Source organism: Rhodosalinus sp. K401 (assembly GCF_041365735.1).
Lineage (GTDB): Bacteria > Pseudomonadota > Alphaproteobacteria > Rhodobacterales > Rhodobacteraceae > Rhodosalinus.
The window spans coordinates 308,763-314,815 of sequence record NZ_JBGFSI010000004.1 but is presented as its reverse complement, the minus strand read 5'-3'; the positions used below and the strand labels follow the sequence as shown (position 1 = coordinate 314,815).

Sequence of the window (6,053 nt, the reverse complement as noted above, 5' to 3'; positions counted from 1 at the left end):
TCGGTGGTCATCTTCATGGGGATTGGTTCCTTTCGCGGGTTGGATGTGTGTCTCGGGCCGTCCGGGCGCCGGAGATGGCCGACGTCCTGTCCTCGAGGATGAGGTCGGACGCCTTTTCGCCGATCATGATCGCGGGCGCGTTCGTATTGCCCGAGACGATCTCGGGCATGATGGAGCAATCCGCCACGCGCAGGCCCGCGATGCCGTGTACCCTCAGCCGCGCATCGACGACGGCGTTGCTGTCCCGACCCATCCTGCAGGTGCCGGTGGGGTGATAGATCGTCGTCGAGTAATTGCGCGCCCAGTCGAGCGTGCCTTCGTAGTCGTCGATCTCCAGCGTCCGGTTCGGACGGAACTCCTCCGAAATCTTGTTGCTGAGCGGCGCATGGCGGGCGATGCGGCGGGCGATGCGGATCCCGTCCACGATGGTCCGGCAATCGGTTTCCGTGGAAAGGTAATTCGGATGGATTTCCGGGTAGCGCGCGCCGTCGGCGGAGGCGAGGCGGATCTGCCCGCGGCTTTCGGGGCGCAGCTGGCATACCGACATGGTGAAGGCCGAGAAGGGATGTACGCCTTCGCCGGGGCTGTCGGCCGACCATGGCTGCACGTGGAACTGGATATCGGGGGTCNGGATGTACGCCTTCGCCGGGGCTGTCGGCCGACCATGGCTGCACGTGGAACTGGATATCGGGGGTCTCGACATGATCCCCGCTGCGCATGAACCCCGTCGCGAGGCTTGCGGCCATGGCCATCGGACCGGCGCGGAACATCGCGTATTTCAGCGCGATCCGCGCCTGGTTGTAGAGGCTGCGCACCTCGTCGTTCAGCGTGGGCTCGTTGCATTTGAAGACGAGCCGCGCCTGGAGGTGATCCTGCAGGTTCCTGCCGACGCCGGGCAGATCGTGGCGCACCTCGATCCCGTGGTCCTGCAGATGCGCCGCGTCGCCCAGCCCGGAGAGCATCAGGAGATGCGGCGAGCCGATGGCTCCGGACGACAGGACCACTTCGGTTCCCGCGCGCACCACATGCTCGGCACCCGCGCGGTCGCGCCAGACGACCCCCGTGGCCCGCTTGCCCTCGAGCAGGATGTGGCTGGCCTGTGCCCTGGTCAGGATCGTCAGGTTCTCGCGCTTGCGCACCGGATTGAGAAACGCGACGGCGGCGGAACAGCGCCGCCCGTTCCGCGCGGTAAGCTGGAAGTAGCCCACGCCTTCCTGCGTGGCGCCGTTGTAATCGGGGTTGAAAGGGTATCCGGCCTCCTGCGCCGCGGCGACCCAGGCATCGCAGATGGGCCGCTGAAGCCGCATGTTGGACACCGACAGGGGGCCCTCTTCGCCGTGAAACGCGTCGGCGCCGCGCTCCTGTTTCTCGGAGCGCTTGAACAGCGGCAGGACGTCGTCCCAACTCCAGCCCGGGTTGCCCATCTGGGCCCAGCGGTCGTAATCCTGCGGCTGGCCGCGCACGTAAAGAAGCCCGTTCAGCGAGGACGAACCGCCCAGGACCTTTCCCCGCGGCCAGTCGAGCCGCCGTCCGTTCAGGCCCGGGTCCGGCTCGGTCCGGTAGCACCAGTCCACCGACGGGTTGTGCATCATCTTGAAATAGCCGACCGGGATATGGATCCACGGGTTCCAGTCACGACCGCCGGCCTCCAGCAGGACGACCTTGATCGACGGGTCGGCAGAGAGACGATTCGCGAGCACGCATCCGGCAGAGCCCGCGCCGACGATCACGTAGTCTGCTGAAATTTCCGACATTTGGCCGCCTTCTGTGCGTTCTCTGTGCGCGGAAAAGTTTTTCTTGCCAGCGCGACAATAGTTCGACGAATATTGAGACTGCAAGTATCAAAAATTTGCATTCTAGGGAGGAGACCATGAAAGTATCGAAAGCCCTGGGCGGGATTTCCCGTCGGGATCTGTTTCGTCTGTCGGGTCAGTTCGGCCTGTCTTCGGTGGTATTGGGCGCGGGCGCGCTGACGGGGGCGGTGTCTTTGCCGTCTCTCGCGCGCGCAGCCGAAAGCACGTATGAAAAGCGCTTCGCCAAGGAGCCCAAGCATACGTTGACGCTGGGTGCGTCCGGCTTCAACGCGCGCAACCTGCTGATCGAGCGCGCCGGCGTTCTGGAATTCGCCCGCGACCTGGAGGAGCGGACCGAGGGCGAGATCCGCGTGGAATTCATCGGCGACAACCAGATCTGCGGCCAGCTCAACTGCGTGGAAAAGACCCAGACCGGCGTGATCGACATGTACGCCGCCTCCACCCAGAATTCCGCTGGCGGAGCGCCTTACCTGAACGTACTCGACTACGCCTACATGTTCCCGAGCCGGGCATCCCAGTATTACTTCCTCTACAGCCCCGCGTCGCAGCGGATCCTGCGCGAGCCGCTCGAGCGCCGGCACGGCCTGAAGTTCCTGTTCAGCCATTGCGAGCTGCGCGGCATCCAGCTGGGCAACTCCTTCGCCGACAGGCCGACGGTGACGAAGCTGGAGGAGCTTTTCGGCACCAAGAACCGCGTCACCGGCACGCAACTCGGCCGGATCGCCATGCAGCAGCTCAACCTCAACCCGGTTCCGGTCGCGTGGGAGGAAACGCTCGACGGGCTCAAGCAGGGCCTGATCGACGGGGCAGAGACCTGGGCATCCGCGGTGGCCTACGCCAACATGGCGCCCGTGGTCAGCCAGTCGGTCGATCTGAGGTTCTTCTGCGGCACCGAGCACACGTCGATGTCGTTGCGGGTGTTCGACGCGATGGAGCCGCATCTGCAGGATGCGATCATGGAGTCGGCCTATCTGGCGCAGGTGCACGTTCAGGCGGCGAACGAGGCCGCGCTGGTCAAGACGGTCGGTTTCTCCGATCCGCAGCTGCCGGGCACGATCTTTGCCGAGAACAACGTGCGCCCTGCCTTCCTGCCGGAAGACCAGATCAGGATGGCCGAGGAAATGTGCTCCCCCGAGTTCAACCCGGAGCCGTGGGCACAGTGGCGCGAGCGGCTGAACAACTGGGCGGGTGGTATCGACACCTACCAGGAGATCTACGACGTCGCGCGCGAGATTCCCGTCGACATGCCGCCGGAGAACGTCGAGCCGCGGCGCTGGTGGCGCTCGGCCTGATCGGACGCGGCGATCGCGGGCTGCCCCTCTAAAGGGCAGCCCGTCTTCACGATCCGCGCGGCGCGCGGCAATAATCATACCGGACCCCCAACGGGAGGAGTGGGCATGACGGAGTGGTTTCAGGGCTCGGGAGAGATCCTGAGCGCCCTTGCTGCGGGCGACTCATGGATGTTGAGCGAGGCGATGCGGCAGCCGGCGGTCTGGCCGCTGGGCCTTGTCGCGATGCTTGGCCTGGCGATCGTGATCCTGGTGTTCTATCGCGTCAGCCCCTGGGCGGAGCGAAACCTGGAATCCACCGTCATGGTGGTGTCCTACCTCGGCATCGGCGGCATCATCTTCGTGGAGGTGTTTCGCCGCTTCGTGCTGCAGGAACAGGCGCCATGGTCGACAACCCTGCCACCGTTCCTCTTCCTCATCATGACGTGGTTCGGCTGTTCCTACAACGTCAAGCTGCGGACCCATCTGGCCTTCGCCGAGTTCCGCGCGGCCATGCCCCGCACCGGGCAGATGGCGTGTCTGGTGCTCGACGCCGTGCTCTGGATCGTCTTTTCCTGGGTCGTTGTCGTGACGGCCTCCAAGGTGGCGGCGAACTCCGCGTCCAACTTCCAGATCATGCTGGGCACCGACAACGTCATGCAGTGGTGGTTCCTCGTATCGGTTCCGCTGGCCTTCACCACGCTGGTCGCACGCGTGATCGAGAACCTGCTGGCGGACATATCCAACTTCCGAAGCGGCGAGGTTCTCGTCACCCAAGCTGTCATCGGGGGCGACTGACATGATGGATACGTCCACGCTCGTCACGCTCATTTCGGTCGGGGTGACGTTTCTGTTCATGCTCGGCGTGCCGGTTTTCCTGGTCATCGGCTACTGGGTGATCGGCGTCTCGCTCGTCCTGGGCATGCCGCTTCAGAATATCGGCGGCGCGCTTGCCGATGTCTTCACCGACGGCTTCGCCCTGCTCGCGATGCCGCTATTCATCCTCACCGGGGATCTCATCAACCGCTCCGGGATCGCGCGGCGGCTGTCCGATTTCGCCTATGCCTGCCTCGGCTGGATCCGCGGTGGTCTGGCGATGGCATCGCTCGGGGCCTGCGGGCTCTTTGCCGCCATCTCGGGATCGAATTCGGCCACCACGGCCACCATCGGCTCCATGCTGCATCCGGAAATGGTCAAGGGAGGATATGACGAACGCTTCTCGGCGGCCACCGCCGCGGCCGGCGGCACGGTCGGGATCATCATCCCGCCCTCGATCATCTTCATCGTCTACGGGTTCCTCCTGAATCTCCCGATCTCGGAACTTTTCGTGGCCGGTATCCTGCCCGGGGCCATGATGGTCGCGGCGATGATGCTGGCGGCTTTCCTGATCAGCTGGGGCAATGCGTGGGGAGTCGTGATCCCGCTCAGCCCGCTGCGCGTGTTCAAGACGGCGATCGGCGCGTGGCTCGGCTTCTTCGCCATCGGGCTGGTGCTCTGGGGCATCTACACCGGCAAGTTCTCTCCCACCGAGGCGGCTGGCGTGACCGTGGGGTTCTGCGTGATCGTCGGGTTCCTGAGCGTGCCGCTCTACCGGATGATGGGCGGGACCGGGGGACGCGACGTGTCGGAAAAGCGCATCTCGGAGATGCTCGTCGTAGAGGGGTTCGGCCCCCTCGAACTTCCGTCGATCACGATGCGCTCGGCGCAGATCACGGGGATCCTCGCCCCGCTGATCGCCGTATCCGTGGTGATGCAGCAGATCCTTTCGGTTCTCGGCGCGCAGGACGTCATCGGGGGTTTCGTCACCTCCATGGGCGGCTATTACGCGGTGCTGTTCACGTCGATGCTGATCGTCTTCATCAGCGGCATGGTTCTGGAAAGCCTGCCGGTGACGATCATCCTCGCGCCGATCCTCGCGCCGATCGCGCATTCCGTCGGCATCGATCCCATGCAGTTCGCGGTGATCTTTCTCGTCGGTGCCTCCATCGGGTTCGTGACCCCACCCTACGGGCTCAATCTCTACGTGGCGTCTGGGGTCACGGGCGTTCCCTATTTCAGGCTTTTGCGCTACACGGTGCCCTACCTCGTGGCCCTTATCAGCGTGTGGCTGGTGATCGCCATGGTGCCCCAGCTTTCAATCGCGCTGTTGCCCCAGCGTTGACGATGGATCGCGCATGGACGCCGACAGCAAGGAAACCATTCCGACGAACCTGCGCCTGCTTCTGGTGATCGAGCAGATCGCCGAGGCAGGCGTGCCCGTCACGCCCACCCATGTGAATTCGCGGCTGGGTCTGCCCAAGCCGACCATTCACCGCCTGTTCGCCACGCTGGAGGAGGAGGGTTTCCTCCAACGCGACATGGACGGGCGGTCCTACTCGCCGGGTCCGCGGCTGCGGCACATGGCCGGGGGCATCCTGTCCTCGCTGCGGATACGGACGGCGCGGCAGGCCATCCTGAGGCGCCTGAGCCGCGAAATCGGCGAGACCTGCAATATCGCGCTGCCGGACCGCGATGCCATGACGTATCTGGAGCGAGTCGAAACCGAGTGGCCGCTGCGCATCCAGCTGCCGATCGGCACGCGCGTCCCATTCTACTGCACGGCCAGCGGCAAGATGTATCTCAGTTCGCTGGACCGAACCCACCTGAAGAAATACATCGCCACCACGCGGCTGGAACGGCGGACACCCAACACGATCACCGATCCCGCGGCCCTGATCGAAGAGATCGCGACCGTTCGCAAGAACGGGTACGCGCTGGATCGGGAAGAGTTCATGCAGGACATGATCGCCGTCGCGGTTCCCGTTCTGGACATCAACCGCCGGCTCATGGTCACGCTTTCGTTCCACGCGCCCTCGCAGCGCTTCGACGTGGAGAGGGCGCTGGGCTTTCTCGAACCGCTTCGCGCGGCGGCCGAGGATCTTTCGCAACTGGTCATCGACGGTCGGAGCGACTGATAGGGTCGCAGCGCCCC

General features: G+C 64.6%; 4 protein-coding genes and 1 pseudogene. 4 read left to right on the top strand and 1 reads right to left on the bottom strand.

Annotated features, from left to right (window positions below; all coding sequences use genetic code 11):
• Positions 1–13: 13 nt before the first annotated feature.
• Positions 14–1,754 (bottom strand): annotated as a pseudogene (locus AB6A66_RS07470) (GMC family oxidoreductase).
• 116 nt (positions 1,755–1,870) lie between these two features.
• On the opposite strand from AB6A66_RS07470, the gene AB6A66_RS07465 reads away from it, so the two are divergent.
• The 4 genes from AB6A66_RS07465 to AB6A66_RS07450 all read left to right on the top strand — a co-directional run bounded on the left by AB6A66_RS07465 (position 1,871) and on the right by AB6A66_RS07450 (position 6,036).
• A complete protein-coding gene (locus AB6A66_RS07465) occupies positions 1,871–3,106 on the top strand; it encodes a TRAP transporter substrate-binding protein (RefSeq protein ID WP_371039441.1) in 1,236 nt (411 codons plus the stop codon).
• 105 nt (positions 3,107–3,211) lie between these two features.
• The gene (locus tag AB6A66_RS07460; protein WP_371039440.1) at positions 3,212–3,880 is read left to right on the top strand and encodes a TRAP transporter small permease; all 669 of its coding nucleotides are present in this window, start codon (positions 3,212–3,214) and stop codon (positions 3,878–3,880) included.
• Positions 3,881–3,884: 4 nt separating this feature from the next.
• Positions 3,885–5,243 carry a TRAP transporter large permease gene (locus AB6A66_RS07455; RefSeq protein ID WP_371055402.1) on the top strand — a complete coding sequence of 453 codons (1,359 nt, stop codon included), beginning with the start codon at positions 3,885–3,887 and terminating at the stop codon, positions 5,241–5,243.
• A 13-nt stretch (positions 5,244–5,256) separates the two neighbouring features.
• On the top strand, positions 5,257–6,036 hold the full coding sequence (locus AB6A66_RS07450; RefSeq protein WP_371039439.1) for an IclR family transcriptional regulator: 780 nt from the start codon (positions 5,257–5,259) through the stop codon (positions 6,034–6,036).
• Positions 6,037–6,053 lie beyond the last annotated feature (17 nt).